Source organism: Azospirillum lipoferum, from assembly GCF_024170005.1.
GTDB classification, from domain to species: Bacteria; Pseudomonadota; Alphaproteobacteria; order Azospirillales; family Azospirillaceae; genus Azospirillum; species Azospirillum lipoferum.
Genome location: NZ_JALJXJ010000052.1, coordinates 1 through 1,125 on the forward strand (window position 1 = coordinate 1; position 1,125 = coordinate 1,125).

Genomic DNA, 1,125 nt, shown 5'->3' on the forward strand with positions numbered 1-1,125 from the left:
GGCCTCCTGTCTAAGACGGTTCAGGTATTTTGAAGGCGGCGGGTGGCATTCCGCGGGCCTCCAGGGACAACAGATCCCGTTTCCCGGACTGGAAGCCATCTGCTCGTCGATTGTCATCCTGAACAGTTGATTGGGGCTGCTTGCCAGACCCCGCAGGACAGGGGCAGGAGCATGATGCAGGAACTCTTCATTGGTGTGGACGTCGCCAAGGGTTGGCTGGACATCCACCAGCCGGGGGCCGGCGCTCGTCGGATCGACAACACGCCCGGTGCGGCACGCAGCTTCGCCAAAGCGTGTATCAAGGACGGCGCCTGGGTGATCTTCGAGGCGAGCGGAGGCTACGACCGTGTCCTGCGCGAGGCGTTGGAGACGGCTAATGTTCCATTCAGCCGCGTGAACCCACGGCAGGCCCGTGACTTTGCCCGGGCCATGGGCGTCATCGGCAAGACCGACCGGGTGGATGCCTGGATGCTTTCGGAGCTTGGTGCTCGCCTCCGTCCGGCGGCAACGGAGCCGCTGGCGGCGGCACGGCGCGCCCTCCAAGCGCAGGCGACGCGCCGCCGCCAGCTCGTGGCGATGCGCAAACAGGAGGCGACCCGTCTCCAGCAGACGGCGGACGCCGAAGCCCGTGCCGACATCCGCAGCTTGCTCGTTGTCCTCGACCGCCGAATCGCCAAGATAGAAGAGCGCATGACGGCTCTCGTTGCCGCTGATCCGGAAATGGCCGTTATCGACCGCCGACTGCGCACCATACCAGGTGTCGGCGCCGTCGTCGCGGCGACATTGATCGCGGAACTGCCAGAGCTGGGTCAGCTCGACCGCCGTCGCATCGCGTCACTTGTCGGCTTGGCCCCGGTCGCCCGCGACAGCGGCAAGCGCTCCGCCCCACGGGCGATTGCCGGCGGTAGGCCTATCGTCCGGACGGTGCTCTACATCGCCGCCTTGCACGCCTCTCGATGGTGCCAGGCATTCAAGGAGTTTCGGGCGCGGCTCCAGACCGCCGGAAAGCCGGTTAAAGCGGCCCTTATCGCCACGGCTCGGAAGCTCCTCGTCACCCTCAACGCGATGATTGCGACGGGCACCGATTACGAACCACCGGAAGCAGCCTGAATACAGTTGCCGGGA

At 65.9% G+C, this 1,125-nt stretch carries 1 protein-coding gene; it reads left to right on the top strand.

Annotated features, from left to right (window positions below; translation table 11 throughout):
* Positions 1-171: 171 nt before the first annotated feature.
* A complete protein-coding gene (locus J2848_RS35825) occupies positions 172-1,110 on the top strand; it encodes a transposase (RefSeq protein WP_246194565.1) in 939 nt (312 codons plus the stop codon).
* Positions 1,111-1,125 lie beyond the last annotated feature (15 nt).